This is a genomic window from Konateibacter massiliensis, assembly GCF_900184995.1.
Lineage (GTDB): Bacteria > Bacillota > Clostridia > Lachnospirales > Lachnospiraceae > Lachnotalea > Lachnotalea massiliensis.
In genome coordinates this window covers 2,533,732-2,547,456 of sequence record NZ_LT860099.1, presented here as the reverse complement: position 1 = coordinate 2,547,456, position 13,725 = coordinate 2,533,732, and the positions used below count along the sequence as shown (strand labels likewise).

Annotated in this window: 11 protein-coding genes; 7 read left to right on the top strand and 4 right to left on the bottom strand. The window is 42.9% G+C overall.

Annotated features, from left to right (window positions below):
• Positions 1 to 7 precede the first annotated feature (7 nt).
• The 6 genes from CTY48_RS17345 (at position 8) to CTY48_RS17320 (ending at position 8,856) form a co-directional block, all read left to right on the top strand.
• Entirely contained in the window at positions 8 to 2,122 is a 2,115-nt protein-coding gene (locus CTY48_RS17345) for a beta-glucosidase (RefSeq protein WP_099469705.1), read from the top strand.
• Between the two features lie 500 nt (positions 2,123 to 2,622).
• Positions 2,623 to 3,636 carry a threonine aldolase family protein gene (locus CTY48_RS17340; RefSeq protein WP_099469704.1) on the top strand — a complete coding sequence of 338 codons (1,014 nt, stop codon included), beginning with the start codon at positions 2,623 to 2,625 and terminating at the stop codon, positions 3,634 to 3,636.
• A 53-nt stretch (positions 3,637 to 3,689) separates the two neighbouring features.
• Positions 3,690 to 4,580, top strand: a complete 891-nt coding sequence (locus CTY48_RS17335; RefSeq protein ID WP_180272770.1) for a DUF1002 domain-containing protein — start codon at positions 3,690 to 3,692, stop codon at positions 4,578 to 4,580.
• A 34-nt stretch (positions 4,581 to 4,614) separates the two neighbouring features.
• Positions 4,615 to 5,544: a DMT family transporter gene (locus CTY48_RS17330; protein WP_099469702.1), complete on the top strand. Its 930-nt coding sequence runs from the start codon at positions 4,615 to 4,617 to the stop codon at positions 5,542 to 5,544.
• A gap of 170 nt (positions 5,545 to 5,714) precedes the next feature.
• Positions 5,715 to 6,410, top strand: coding sequence for a response regulator transcription factor (locus CTY48_RS17325; RefSeq protein WP_099470214.1), 696 nt, complete (start codon positions 5,715 to 5,717; stop codon positions 6,408 to 6,410).
• Positions 6,411 to 6,426: 16 nt separating this feature from the next.
• Positions 6,427 to 8,856: a sensor histidine kinase gene (locus CTY48_RS17320; protein WP_099469701.1), complete on the top strand. Its 2,430-nt coding sequence runs from the start codon at positions 6,427 to 6,429 to the stop codon at positions 8,854 to 8,856.
• 151 nt (positions 8,857 to 9,007) lie between these two features.
• Here CTY48_RS17320 and nadE read toward each other — a convergent pair whose 3' ends face one another.
• Genes nadE through CTY48_RS17300 form a run of 4 tightly spaced genes read right to left on the bottom strand, consistent with a single transcriptional unit; the run spans position 9,008 to position 12,519 of the window.
• The gene (gene nadE, locus CTY48_RS17315; RefSeq protein WP_099469700.1) at positions 9,008 to 9,739 is read right to left on the bottom strand and encodes an NAD(+) synthase; all 732 of its coding nucleotides are present in this window, start codon (positions 9,737 to 9,739) and stop codon (positions 9,008 to 9,010) included.
• The gene (locus CTY48_RS17310; protein ID WP_099469699.1) at positions 9,739 to 11,214 is read right to left on the bottom strand and encodes a nicotinamide phosphoribosyltransferase domain-containing protein; all 1,476 of its coding nucleotides are present in this window, start codon (positions 11,212 to 11,214) and stop codon (positions 9,739 to 9,741) included. Before CTY48_RS17310 ends, nadE begins: the two co-directional genes overlap by 1 nt.
• Complete coding sequence (locus CTY48_RS17305) at positions 11,204 to 12,010, bottom strand: ribose-phosphate diphosphokinase (RefSeq protein ID WP_099469698.1); 807 nt, start codon at positions 12,008 to 12,010, stop codon at positions 11,204 to 11,206. The genes CTY48_RS17310 and CTY48_RS17305 overlap by 11 nt, the downstream gene beginning before the upstream one ends.
• Positions 12,007 to 12,519 carry a cysteine hydrolase family protein gene (locus CTY48_RS17300; RefSeq protein ID WP_099469697.1) on the bottom strand — a complete coding sequence of 171 codons (513 nt, stop codon included), beginning with the start codon at positions 12,517 to 12,519 and terminating at the stop codon, positions 12,007 to 12,009. Before CTY48_RS17300 ends, CTY48_RS17305 begins: the two co-directional genes overlap by 4 nt.
• Before the next feature lie 185 nt (positions 12,520 to 12,704).
• Between CTY48_RS17300 and CTY48_RS17295 the strand changes: the two genes are divergently transcribed.
• Complete coding sequence (locus CTY48_RS17295; RefSeq protein ID WP_099469696.1) at positions 12,705 to 13,721, top strand: LacI family DNA-binding transcriptional regulator; 1,017 nt, start codon at positions 12,705 to 12,707, stop codon at positions 13,719 to 13,721.
• Positions 13,722 to 13,725: the final 4 nt, after the last annotated feature.

Genomic DNA, 13,725 nt, shown 5'->3' with positions numbered 1-13,725 from the left:
GGGACGGATGGATTACAGAGAAAAAGCAAAAGAACTTGTACAACAGATGACATTGGAAGAAAAAATCGGTATGATTCACGGCGAACAGCTTTTCCAGACCGCCGGCGTGCCTCGCCTTGAAATACCGCCGCTTAAGATGTCGGACGGACCGATGGGAGTGCGACACGAATTTGAGCCCGCGCAGTGGAAAACAATCGGATACTCCGACGACTATGTCACCTATCTGCCTTGTAACAGCGCCCTTGCCGCCACATGGAACAGAAGGCTTGCATATGAGATGGGAGAGGTGCTTGGAGAGGAAGCCAGGGGACGGGGAAAAGACGTTATTCTCGCACCTGGCATCAACATTAAAAGAAGTCCCCTGTGCGGACGAAACTTTGAATATTTCAGTGAGGACCCTTATCTCACAAAGGAGCTTGCCGCTCCTTTTGTGGAGGGAGTGCAAAGCTGTGATGTTGCGGCATGTGTCAAGCATTTTGCCCTGAACAATCAGGAGACAAACCGTCTTATCGTCGATGTAGAAATTGAGGAAAAGGCGCTGCGGGATATTTACCTGCCTGCATTTTATGACACGCTTATAAAGGCAAAGAGCCACAGCGTAATGGGCGCCTATAATAAGATAAGAGGAGAGCATTGCTGCCAGAGTAAGTATCTCTTGGAAGATATTTTGAGAAAAGAATGGGGATACGACGGTGTTGTTATTTCTGATTGGGGAGCTGTGCACGATACCGAGCTTGCCGCCAACTCACAGCTTGATATTGAGATGTCAGTCACCTACGATTTTGACCAGTATTTTATGGCAGAGCCATTGAGAGAGAAAATCGAAAAAGGTGAGATTGCTGAGGAGCAAGTAGACGAGAAAGTAATCAACATTCTGGTGCTCATGATGCGTCTGCATATGTTGGGTGGGGAGAGAAAAGCAGGTGCTTATAATACGCCTATACACAGGCAGAGAGCATTGGAGACGGCAAGAGAGTCAGTGGTTCTTTTGAAAAATGAGAAAAAGAGGCTGCCGCTAAAAGCGGAAAATGTAAGGAAACTTCTAGTAATCGGTGAAAATGCGGAATGTATTCATTCAAACGGCGGCGGAAGTGCTGAAATCAAAGCATTGTATGAAATAACACCTCTTATGGGCATCAAAACACTCTTAGGCGGAAATACGCAGGTACATTATGTGAAGGGCTATTGCAGGGATGAGGCATCGAAAGAAAGTGATGTAAACTGGCAGGAGGACAGCTTAAAGGGCGAAGCTGAAAAGGAAGAAGATAGTCAAAAATCTGCAAGCAAGATAAGTAAAGGGCTGGCAGAAAAAAGAAAGTGCCTTCGCGATGAAGCGGTGGTGCTTGCAAAGGAGTATGAGCAGGTTATCCTGATTGGAGGCCTAAACCATGAGCAGGACAGCGAGGGAAATGACAGATCAGATATGAAGCTTCCTTATGAGCAGGACTTACTCATACAGGAGGTGCTAAAGACAAATCCCGACACCACTGTTGTAATGACAGGAGGAAGCCCGGTTGAGATGGGAGAATGGCTTTCTATGGCGCACACGCTTGTGTGGGGCTGGTATGGGGGAATGGAAGGCGGAACGGCACTCGCAGAAGTGCTGTTTGGACGTGTGAACCCGTCAGGAAAGCTTCCCGAAACCTTTTACAAAAAGCATACAGATTGCTCTGCTCACGCACTCGGAGAATTTCCGGGAGAGGAAAAGGGAGATTACAAGGTACATTATAAGGAAAGCATTTTTGTGGGCTACCGCTATAATGATACCTTTGAAGTAGAACCTGAATTCTGCTTCGGGCATGGCTTGTCCTATACAGAATTTTCCTATGGAAATGCAAGAGCAGAGAGAGTAGAAAATGGTGTGAACGTTTTTTGCACCATCACAAATGAAGGAACAAGAAAAGGAGCGGAGTCGGCACAGGTATATGTTACACCGCTTCATAAAAGTAAGGATGAACCATTCCAGGAGCTGAGGGGTTTTGAGAAGGTGGAATTAGAACCTCAGGAAGCAAAAGAGGTTTGTATTTTTGCTGAGAATGTGACAGGGGAAAAGGATATTGAGATTAGGATAGGAAGTTCCTCTCGGGATATCAGACAGGTTGTGAAGCTGGCTAAGTGGTGATTTGTATTATGTAAACTCTGGATAATTGCTTGATTTTCATAGTTTTGTGTGATAGTATAATTATAGAAATGTTAAGCGGTTTATAAGATCCCCTTAACAACGAGTTACATGCTTATGAAAAAATAAACCGGATCCTCGTCAAAGGCGGTTTATTTTTTTGTACTTTTATCTATGTATTTTATAAGCAAAGGTATAAGAATACCCAGAAATCCAATAAAAACGGAAATGGTCTCATAATCTGACATAGTGTACTCACCCCCTTCAATTGCCAAACAAGAGGGTGAAAGTAAACCGCTTAACACCGGGATTAAACCCATATTTATTATACTTTATATAATGGATGAAAGCAACGACCATATAGGAAACGAGAAAGAAAATTATTAGCCATAAAATTGATGTTTTTTATTATAATAGATACACATTCTTTTGACTAAATTAAAATATTGATGTACTATGTCATATAGAATATTAGCTTATAGCAGATTACAGGAGGTACAATCATGTACAGTTTCAAAAATGATTACAGCGAGGGAGCACACCCGAGAATAATAGAGGCTATTACAAGGACAAATATGGAGCAGACCGTAGGTTATGGCTTAGATGAATATTCTGAGCAGGCGAGAGAGCAGATAAAAGCAGTGATAAAGAGTCAGGCAGCAGAGGTTCATTTCCTTGTGGGAGGAACACAGACAAACCAGACTGCGATTGCCGCTTTTCTAAGACCTTATCAGGCGGCTGTATCGGCGGACACAGGACATATTAACGTTCATGAGACGGGAGCCATTGAGGCAACCGGACACAAGGTTGTGACGGCAAAGTCGGAGGACGGAAAGCTAACCCCTGCCTTGATTGATAAGGCTGTGAAAGAGCATACGGATGAACACATGGTACAGCCAAAGCTTGTCTATATCTCCAATTCGACGGAGCTTGGCACGGTATACACGAAAGCGGAAGTGGAGGCACTCTCCTCCTATTGCAAAGAAAATGAATTATATCTTTATATGGATGGAGCAAGGATGGGAGCGGCGCTTGCAAGCGGTAAGACCGATTTGACACTGCCGGATATTGCGGCACTCACGGATGCCTTTTATATCGGCGGGACAAAAAACGGTGCGCTGTTTGGAGAGGCACTTGTCATTGTAAATAAAGAACTTCAAAAGGATTTCCGCTTTATGATAAAGCGGCAGGGCGGGATGCTTGCAAAAGGTAGATTGCTTGGTATTCAGTTTTTTGAATTGTTTCGAGATAATCTCTATTTTGAACTGGCGGCTCACGCAGATAAGATGTCCATGAAATTAAAGGAAGGTCTGCAAAAAAAAGGATACCAATTTGCATCAGATTCCTATACGAATCTACAGTTTCCGATTATGACAAACACAGAGATTGAAAGACTTTCTAAGGATTTCTTGTTTGAGCATATGGAACGCGTGGATGAGGAGAGAACTGTTATCCGCCTTGTGACTTCTTTTGCCACAACGGAAAAAGGGGTTGAGGAATTTCTTGAAAAATTGTAATATAAGAGAGATACAGTTTATTTTGATTATCAAAATTAATGGAGGAAACAAAAATGAAGTGGAAAAATAAAAGAGTACTTAGTATTTTATTGTGTATGTGCTTGATACTCGGAACAGGGCTTACGGCATTTGCGGCAGACGATTCAAAGCCATATCTGGCGCTTGGTGCGGATTTGAGCGAAAGCGAGAAGGCGACAGTGCTTGAAAAGCTTGGTGTATCAGCGAGTGATCTTGATAACTATGATGTGATAACCATCACAAATGCAGATGAAAAAAATTACCTGAGTGACTATGTGGCCGAGAGCGTAATCGGAGGCCGCTCCTTATCTTCAGTTCTGATTACCAAGAAAGAAGAGGGAAGCGGAATTTATGTTACAACACACAATATTACCTATTGTACGACAGGAATGTACCGCAATGCGCTGATTACAGCGGGTATCACGGATGCGGATGTGATAGTTGCAGGACCTTTTGATATATCAGGAACCGCGGCGCTGGTAGGAGCCCTGAAAGCTTATGAGACGATGACCGGAGAGACTGTTTCAGAGGAAAGCATTGACGCAGCCGTAAATGAGCTTGTGACAACGGGAGACATCGCAGATACCTTGGGAGACAGTGAGAAGGTTGAGCAGCTTATCGCACTTGCGAAGCAATATGTAGTAGAAGGAAACTTAAATTCAGAAGAAGATATTATGAATGCGATTGAGCAGGCAGCGAGTGATTTGGATATCACGCTTACGGATGCCCAGAGAAGCCAGATTAGTTCCCTGATGACGAAGATTTCTGCCCTTGACATTGATAAGGAAGCATTGAAAACACAGGCAAAGGAGCTGTACAACGGCTTGAAGGACATGGGAATTGACTTGGATGATGCAGGTGTACGCGCACAGATAAAAGATATTTTTACAAGCTTTATTGAATTATTAAAGAGCTTCTTTAATTAAATAAAGGCTTAGTTAAAAAACAGCAAGGAGCAGCATGAAGGCACAGAGGAAAAGAATTGCAGGTATACTGATTACCTTATTGGGAGGAATTTTCTGGGGAATGTCCGGTGCATGCGGACAATATTTATTTGAATACAAGGATGTCACTTCCAAGTGGCTTGTACCGATACGTTTGGTTGTAGCAGGTTATGTGATGCTTTCCTATTTTCTGGTAAAAGACAGAAAGACAACGATGAGCGTCTGGAAAACAAAGCGAAATGCGATTGATATCGTGATTTACGGGCTGGCAGGATTGATGCTTTGCCAATACACGTATTTTGCTACGATTGAGCACTCCAATGCGGGAACGGCAACGGTTTTGCAGTATATGTCGCCGGTTATGATTATGGTGGTTGTCTGCCTTATGACAAGGAAGCTGCCGAAGGCGGCGGAGGTCATCGCGATGGTATGCGCGTTGGCAGGTATCTTTCTTATTGCGACACACGGAAAGTTCAATGAGCTGGTTATTTCGAAGGAAGCACTGTTTTACGGGATTGTCTCTGCACTTACGGTTGTGATATATAACTTACAGCCCAAAAGCCTGATGAGGCAGTTTAGTACCCCCCTCTTGCTCGCGTGGGCGATGACGATTGGCGGAACTGCATTATTTATCCTGTTTCGTCCTTGGACATATTCACCGATTATTGATGCGGAAACGATTGCTGCGATGTTTGCAATTATTGTATTGGGGACTGTCATATCTTTCACTTGCTACATGCAGGGCGTAAAATGGATTGGACCGACCCATGCAAGCCTCTATGCGAGTGTGGAGCCTTTGGTTGCCGCAATTTTATCTATTGTATGGCTTCATGTTCCGTTTAAGCTGATTGATTTTATTGGATTTATATTTATCTTATCAACTATATTTATATTATTTTTCTCCTCGAAGGGAAAAAAACAGGAGAAGAGTGAGCAGGCAGCTTGATAAAAAGGCATCCGCAAAATGGATGCCTTTTGCGATTCGTGGGCGTACTTAAGAAAGAATTAAGAAATTTCCCAACCCGGTATTAAAAATATGCTGGTAAAGTATAGGAAATTGAATAATTGTGGTCTATAATTCAAAGTAACAATACAAACAAAAAGGGTGGGATAAAATTGTTTCGAATATTAGTATGTGATGATGATAAGGAGATAGTGGAAGCTATTGAAATTTATTTGATACAGGAGGGCTATGAAGTCCTAAAGGCATATGACGGACAAGAGGCGATTGAGGTATTGAAAAGAGAAGAGGTTAATCTTCTCATTATGGATGTCATGATGCCAAAGCTCGACGGAATTCGTGCGACGCTGCAAATCAGGCAGGAAAGCAGTATCCCGATTATTATATTATCTGCAAAATCAGAGGACAATGACAAGATACTCGGATTGAATATCGGTGCAGACGACTATGTGACAAAGCCTTTTAATCCTCTTGAGCTGGTAGCAAGGGTCAAGTCCCAGCTTAGGCGCTACACAAAGCTTGGAAATATATGTGAGGAGGAAAACACGAACCTGTATCAGACCGGTGGACTCGTGATTGATGATGAGAAGAAGCTGGTCAGTGTGGAGGGAGAGAACGTAAAACTCACTCCGATTGAGTATAATATTTTGCTGCTCCTTGTGAAAAATAAGGGAAGGGTATTTTCAATTGACCAGATTTATGAGAGCATCTGGAATGAAGATGCAGTGGGCGCGGACAATACAGTTGCAGTACATATCCGTCATATTCGAGAAAAAATTGAAATTAATTCAAAAGAGCCGCGCTATTTGAAGGTCGTATGGGGAATTGGCTATAAGGTGGAAAAACTGTAGGAAAGGTTAAGGAGAGATGAAGAAAATCGTATATTCCAGCGTTACAAAAGTGTTGGCTTTTATTTTGATGGAAATTTTAGTTATAGTCAGCCTTGCACTTACCTACTATATTGGGACAAGTGCCGTTAACTTTACCAGCCTTCGTGAGGGGATAGAGGGAAAAGCCTACTATGAATCTCGGATGTTCGAACAGCTATTGACAGATAAGCTGGAGACGGTAAATTATTTTTTGCAATGTCAGCAGGACTTTGAGACGGATGGAGAATTCGATGGAAATAAGGAGGTTACGCTCAGTCAGTTTTTGAGTAATTCCGAAGATGCTACGGAATATTCCATTACACACCTGTATAATCTGCAGGAGCTAATCAATTGGGGCACAAATGGAGTAGAGACCGCTACTGTTTTTGAGATTTTAAAGAATAGAATGATAGCGGGAGATATTAAGCTGAGTGACATGGAATATTATGCGTTCACGAAAGAAATGCTTCAGGAGACAGACGCATATGTAGCCGAGACGGATTTCGGGGAATTGACAGAGGAACAGATAAGGGCAATCCTTGTTGGCGGAATTCAGGGCAGAGGGCTTAATATATCCGAGGATATGCTGGATGCTTCTATTGTAAGGGAAGCTTACGGCCCGAATAACACAGAAACGCCCGTTCTGGACTTTTTCTTTGAAAAAGGAGATTTTTCCGAGCTGGAAAAGACTTCACAGGAATTGGAGGAGGCATTACATACAATTGCTTCTGAATATTCGTCTTATCAAGCATATGAAAATGATTTTAAAGTGCTGGACAGCTCTAACTTTAAAATCTATGTTCAGGATAGTGACGGCAATGTTCTTTTAAATAATGCGGTTGCAGAGAGCAGTGCATATGAGGCATATTTTAATTCGTCAGACATGATGGGTGTTGTGTATGATGCGGCAAATAAGGAGCTCCATTTTAGCTCCTATGCTTGGGGTAACATTTACATGAGTATGTTTAAGGTGTACGGTCAGTCAGATTATATTTATGCGATTGGAGTTGACACAACATTTGCACATGAAGATGAATTTTCAAGGGCACACGACTCCTATTACAGTATATTAAACAGTGTAATCAGCCTTGCTGCATGCGTTTTTGGGGCATTGGTATGTATTGCTTACCTTATGGCAGTGTGCGGAAGAAAAGCCGGAGAGAATGAGATTTGCCTAAGCGGCTTTGACCGGATAAAAACTGAAATTGCTGCGGGAATTATGCTTGCTCTTGGCGCTGCAGATTTGTATTTCATGAATGAAATGCAGTATGGAATGGCGGATGACATTTGGCTTATTACCGGAATAGGAATAGGATTTGGTTTATTTTCCCTCGGCTTCTTGAGCCTTGTAAAAAGGATTAAGGCGGGGCAACTCTGGAAAAACAGCTTGCTGTATGGTATCTGCTATTGGAGTGTAGTTTTTTTCAGAAATAGAAAGGTGACGACAAAGATTGCAGTTATCTATGCAGGATATCTGATTGTTTCTTTTGGACTTCTTTTCATTGCCTTTGGGGAGTACAGCGTTTTCTTTGTCGCACTGTGGTTTCTTTTCAGCGCCTTTGCAGGCTTTCTTCTGCTCCGTGAAGCAGTGGCGAGACAGAGTATTTTAAATGGAATCGAAAAGATTTCGAGCGGGGATTTGGAATATAAAATTGATACAAGAAGCCTTTCCGGAAGCAATCAAGTTCTGGCAGATGCCGTTAATAATATCGGTGAAGGGCTTCACAATGCGGTGGATGCGAGCGTGAGAAATGAGAGGCTAAAGACGGATTTGATTACGAATGTTTCTCACGATATCAAAACTCCTTTGACGTCCATTATCAATTATGTGGATCTGATTAAGCGAGAGAATATAGAGGATGAGAAGATTAGAGGGTATATTGAAATTCTTGATAATAAGTCACAGAGGCTGAAAAATCTTACGGAGGATTTGGTTGAAGCGTCTAAAATCAGCTCAGGAAACATCAAGCTTGAGATGGTGAAAATTGATTTTGTCGAGCTGCTAAATCAGACCGAGGGAGAGTTTTCAGAGAAATTTGAGAGCAAGGGGCTTCAAATTCTTAAGACAATACCGGAAGAGCATGTATGGATTATGGCAGACGGCAGAAGAATTTGGAGAGTTGTGGAAAATCTGTACAACAATGTAGCAAAGTACGCGATGCCAAACACAAGAGTTTATGTCGATGTAAAGGCAGATGAGGTAAATGTTGTATTTTCGATTAAGAATATTTCTGAAAACCCTTTGAATATCAACGCAGACGAGCTGACGGAGCGGTTTATCAGAGGTGATGTATCGCGAAGCACGGAGGGAAGCGGGCTTGGGCTTTCTATTGCAAAAAATTTGACAAATTTACAGAAGGGTGAGTTTGAGATTTATCTAGATGGGGATTTATTCCGGGTGACAATTGTGTTTCCGCGGGTGGAGTAGTAAGGGAAATATGACGAAGCTTTGTGGATTTTATTTATTGAGGAAAGTATAATTTTGATACGAGCGCTTGAAATGGAAGAAGCGTCGAATAAAGATAAAAAATATAGGCTGTGTGCGGTATAAAAATACCAAACACGGCCTATATTTTTCTTTATTTCAAAACAAAACAAGGCATAAGCTCCAGCTTGAATTGATTCCTTTTATGCATGATATCTATTTTAGCTTTCACACTCTCGTCTTCAATTTCTCCGGTGCGGATATACCGATCCAGCACGGCATAGGTAAAGCCTAAATTGTCCTCATCGGTCTTATCCGTTAATCCATCAATCGGTATCTTTTCAATCAATTCTAGCGGTAGGGAAAGCTCATAGCCGATAGCCTTCACCTCTGAGACAGTAAGATGAGACAGCGGACTGAAATCTCCCGCGGCATCGCCATAGCGAGTAGAATAGCCGACCCAGTCTTCAGACAGATTGCAGGTGTTTGCGACACGTCCGTTCATGCTCTGGCTGACTGCGTAGAGGGTGGACATGCGAATGCGGGCGGGCAAATTTGTATTTGTCTGGTCGGTAGCCATGATGCCCTGTTTAGTAAGCTCTGATAAGATTCCCTGAACCGAAGCTTGAATGTTTATTTCATAGGAGGTGATACCAAGATGCTCCACCAGCATTTTTGCCATGCTGATATCCTTTTGCTCGCCGTTTGGCATCAGTATGCCAATCACCCTGTCTTTACCGAGTGCCTCTACGCATAGCGCTGCGGCTACGGAGCTGTCTTTTCCTCCAGATATACCGATAACGGCATTGCAGTTACTCCCGTTTTTCTCAAACCACTCTCGAATCCACAGGACAACGTCATCTTTTACTTTTTTCGCATCAAACATCAGAATTCACCTCCATTTAATCGCTCTCTTATCTCACTGAGTGTATATTCTTTTACAAACGTTCCGTCCTTAAAAACGGTCTGCAATAAATTTTTATCCGGTATATTTTCTGAGAGATAGCCGTCTGTGTATGCCAGCTCACCGTCCTCGTCGGTGTAGACAAAACACAAGCCCTTCTGGCTCTTTTTAAAGCCGCCGTCCTTCGGATTTTTGAAAACCGGGTAAGATACACCGTCAACCTCTGCATAGCAAGCCTTAATGCAGGAGCTGAATGTATCGCGCGTAAACGGCTTTAGCATATTGTCCTCCTCGATGCAATGCATAGAAAAGGAGCCGACACCGAGAGCTACATTGCTGCAGGCAAAGCCGTTTTCCATCAGGATTTTATAAATCTCCTCACATCGCTGTACGGTAATGCTGTCGCCGTAGATGGCTTTTACATGAGGGTCCAGTACCTTATAGCCTTTCGCGTTGACCGTTCCGCCAAACTGCTTCCAAAGCTTAAATACCGTCTTTGTCACCACCTCGACGCAATCACCGGAATCGCCGCGCATCAGCATACAGCCGTCATGCCTTAAAATGTCCTCGTGAAGCTGAGGCAGAATATTGTCAATCACATTCCAGTAATCATAGCTGTCCAGCACGCAGGAAAAACTTGTGTGTGGGTAAAGCTCATTTAGCATTTTTCGCAAAAACGTAATTTCATCACCGTCGACTGCGTAATTGCTGCACATGACAAAATGCTCCGTGGAGACACTTCCAAACGCAACAGGTTCTGTGGTGCAATCGCAGTGAAAGATATTTTCCAGATATGGGATAACCGGGACGGTCGCTGTGTTTAAAAAGGAGAGGCACCAGCCGGCTCCTGCTTTGAGAGCGGCATCCACGCACATATCACCTCGAAAATCAAAGGCGCCTAGGGCTTTTGCTCTTGGAAGCGTGTCGTCACAGGTCAGTTCAAAATACTTATTAACAATGTCACGGTAGGTTTTTCCAACGGTTGCCGTAATCTGCGGATACCACATCTCTGCTGAAATCAGGCTTTCCAAAGCCTGCGGAAGCCAGGCAAAGCCGTCTTTTGTGTTCGTGATGCCAAACATCGGTATCTGCATTGGGACCATTGTGCCCTCCGGCAGTGCGACTACCTCAATCGGCAGATAGCCTAGCTGATGCAGGCTTCTAATTTTATCCGAGCTGTATATCCCTTTTCCAAGGGAAGCATCCAGTACCCGCTCATATTCTGAGATAACCTCGTCCTCCGGCAGCTCAAAAAAGTTTTCGTTGAAATAATCAATGAGCCATGTTCTGCAAAACATCTGTAAGCCGAACATGACAACCTTATCCCACCTGTCAACCCGGCTCATTCTTGGTGTGTAATAGGACATTGATTTTGTCATTTTGGAATTAATCATGTCACTGTGGACAGTTTTGTAAAAGTCGCAGAGCAGCATCGGGTTAATTGTGTTACGCTTCATAGTTCATTACCTCGATTCTTTCATCTTCTTTTGTGAAAATACTGTTTGTCGTAAATACTTTTTCAAGCAATCCGCTTTTCAATGCCTCACCGTCAAGAATGGAATTCTCACAATGGGAGAAATACAGATAGATTTTGTCCGCGCCAAGTTCCTTTAATTTTTTTGCACTGTGATAGAAGGTGCCGCCATAGCTTGAGATATCATCCACAATCAGAATATTTTTTCCGCTTATCAGGTCGGTCATCCCCGATACGTCCAAACCATCTATTTTGCCGCTTTCCCAGTCGCGCTTTTTTATGCCGAATGCATAAGGGAGAGAAAACATGAAAGAATAGCGCTTGCAGGCGCCTTCATCCGGGTAAAACATCGTTAAATTCTCACTGCCGATGGAAGAGATAACCTTATCAACCAAATTTTTAGGAGATTTTACGACAAGGTTATGAAGCAATGCTTCACTCACGCTTGAATGTGGATCAAGCACGGTCACAGAGCGGAAATTTAAGTCATTGAGTATCTCTGCAAAATATTTTAACGTAAATACGTCTTCGGTATTTTTTACGCGGTCCTGACGTGCATTCGGGATATAAGGCATTTTCAAATGTAACGCAGAAATGCCGTGGGCGCGCAAGTGCTTTGCTAAATAAATGAGTGCCACCAGCTCCTCGTTGCTCTCAAACAGCCATTCGATAGAGGCTGTGCGATGTCCTTCAAAATTGACCGGAACGTCCTCTTTCAAAAGTAAGGTTCCGTCCGGGAATTTATTGATATTAATTATCTTATTTTCTAACTTAATCATAGCGCTTCCCCAATCACGTTGACCTGACACATTTTCATTGTTTCCAGTGCCGCCTTGTGGGTGTCAGGTGTCACACCGGCACAACAGCTTGCGTCCACTGTGACTTCAATATCCGGGAAGGCTGCTTTTAAAATCAATGCGTTTGAGACAACACAGATATCGGTGCAAAGCCCGATCAGTTCGACGTCTGAAAGCTCCATATCGCTCCAGCCAATCCAGCCAAAGTTTGGCTTGTCAATATAGTTACAGCCTGGCACTTCCAAGCCGTCCGCAATTTTCCAACCGTCGGTTCCCTCGATACAATGCTCGACCGGCAATTTTTTTCCCTCGCTTGTCTCGAGATAATTTTTTTTGTGTGTATCCCTTGTAAAAATAATTTCATCTTGGCGAGCTTCATATTCAGCGATTTTCTTTTTTACATTTCCAACAATCGCCTGTGCTTCCTTAGTGCCCAAGGAGCCGTCAATAAAGTCATTTTGCATATCTACTACAATCAGTGTCCTCTTCATTATTTGTTCCTCCTGAATGATTTGTTTTGCTTATCTGTTCCTCCAAATTATAAAGTATAGTATAGCATAATCCAGCTAATTTTTTCCAATTGGTTTATTTTTTAATAAGTTTAAGATAGTAGTTGAAAAATAATACAAAACCAGTTATATTTAATTTGCTTTATAAAAAACAAAGGAGGAAGAACATGGCAGTTATGAAAGACGTGGCGAAGCTTGCAGGGGTATCGGTATCCACTGTAAGCTTTGTGTTGAACGGGATGGCAAAGGAACATAAGGTGGCTGACAGCACTGCCCAAAAGGTACTTCGGGCGGCAAAACAGCTTGAATATAAGATAAATTCCTCCGTCGGTAATATCAGTGAAGAAAAAGAATGGGAGCCAACCATTGCTTTTTTTATTCCTGCCCATTCTACCTGGATAGACATGAGTGTTGTTTATGCCGGTATCAACAAGCATATGAAGCGGACAAACCGCACCTATGATGTGCTGCTGTGTCCATACGAGGCAGGGCATCTTCTGGAGAAAATAAATAGGGTTCAGATATCTGCCTATGATTCTGCGGTTGTCAGTATTGAGAGTGAGAAGGATTTGGCTGACTTGGAAAAACAGAATATGAGCCTCCCGTTTGTTTTGTATGATCATTTGAGTGCGAAACACTCCGGTGTGCGTTGCAGGGCAGATGAAGCCATTACGCAGGCAGTTCGGATGATTGCGGCTAAGGGATATAAAAGAATCCGTATTCTTTCAGGGAACGATGGATTAGAGTACGGTGATGAATATTTGAATCTATTTATAAAGACTTGTGAAGAAAACAAGGTGAAGCTTTTAAAGGAAGACTTTATCGTAACGGAAAATACGATGATCGGAGGCGCGATTGCGGCACGAAGTATTTTGAAAATGGAGCAAAAACCGGAAATGATAGTCTGTATGAGCACCTCACTGGCATTTGGAGCTATTCCACTTCTTGCCCGCAATCATTTTTTGATACCGCGGGATGCAGAGCTTTTATGCTTTGGGTCATCGAAGGACGCGGAGCACATTATCAATTATATTCCATCGCTTTCGATGATAGCACGCCCGATTGATGAGATTACAATCAAAGCCTTTGACATGGCACTTCAACTGGCGGAAGGAAAAGAAGCAAAACAGATGCATTATCAGTATTCTTGCGATTTGCTGCTGCATGACAGTTTTACCCTGTAAGCTG

Excerpts from the sequence above, each read along its gene's own strand:
- CTY48_RS17345 (WP_099469705.1), top strand. The coding sequence starts at position 8 with ATGGATTACAGAGAAAAAGCAAAAGAACTTGTACAACAGATGACATTG.
- CTY48_RS17340 (WP_099469704.1), top strand. The coding sequence starts at position 2,623 with ATGTACAGTTTCAAAAATGATTACAGCGAGGGAGCACACCCGAGAATA.
- CTY48_RS17335 (WP_180272770.1), top strand. The coding sequence starts at position 3,690 with ATGAAGTGGAAAAATAAAAGAGTACTTAGTATTTTATTGTGTATGTGC.
- CTY48_RS17330 (WP_099469702.1), top strand. The coding sequence starts at position 4,615 with ATGAAGGCACAGAGGAAAAGAATTGCAGGTATACTGATTACCTTATTG.
- CTY48_RS17320 (WP_099469701.1), top strand. The coding sequence starts at position 6,427 with ATGAAGAAAATCGTATATTCCAGCGTTACAAAAGTGTTGGCTTTTATT.
- nadE (WP_099469700.1), bottom strand. The coding sequence starts at position 9,739 with ATGTTTGATGCGAAAAAAGTAAAAGATGACGTTGTCCTGTGGATTCGA.
- CTY48_RS17310 (WP_099469699.1), bottom strand. The coding sequence starts at position 11,214 with ATGAAGCGTAACACAATTAACCCGATGCTGCTCTGCGACTTTTACAAA.
- CTY48_RS17305 (WP_099469698.1), bottom strand. The coding sequence starts at position 12,010 with ATGATTAAGTTAGAAAATAAGATAATTAATATCAATAAATTCCCGGAC.
- CTY48_RS17300 (WP_099469697.1), bottom strand. The coding sequence starts at position 12,519 with ATGAAGAGGACACTGATTGTAGTAGATATGCAAAATGACTTTATTGAC.
- CTY48_RS17295 (WP_099469696.1), top strand. The coding sequence starts at position 12,705 with ATGGCAGTTATGAAAGACGTGGCGAAGCTTGCAGGGGTATCGGTATCC.